This is a genomic window from Pseudomonas sp. HY13-MNA-CIBAN-0226, assembly GCF_040310305.1.
Lineage (GTDB): Bacteria > Pseudomonadota > Gammaproteobacteria > Pseudomonadales > Pseudomonadaceae > Aquipseudomonas > Aquipseudomonas gregormendelii.
In genome coordinates, this window is sequence record NZ_JBEOPS010000170.1 from 1 (window position 1) to 282 (window position 282).

At 57.1% G+C, this 282-nt stretch carries 1 protein-coding gene; it reads right to left on the reverse strand.

The features are described 5' to 3' along the window. Positions 1–58: 58 nt before the first annotated feature. A partial coding sequence (locus AAEZ05_RS28265; protein ID WP_350649877.1) for a JAB domain-containing protein occupies positions 59–282 on the reverse strand: 224 nt, incomplete at its 5' end.

A 282-nucleotide genomic window follows, 5' to 3' on the forward strand; every position in this document is an offset into this window, starting at 1 on the left:
GTTCATGAGGGTTCTCCAGAATGAAAATGAACAAGGCGCCCGAAGGCGCCTGTGAGGGTTAAAGCCAGCCGTATTCGGCAAGGGAGAGAGGACGACCTTCACCCACGATGAAGTGATCCAATACACGCACTTCGATCAAGGCCAAGGCCTCCTTCAGCCGTGCGGTCAAGACGCGATCCGCCTGGCTGGGTTCTGTACAACCCGAGGGATGGTTGTGAACCAAAATGGCGGCCGCAGCGTTATGCGCTAGGGAACGCTTAACGACTTGGCGGGGGTAAACGC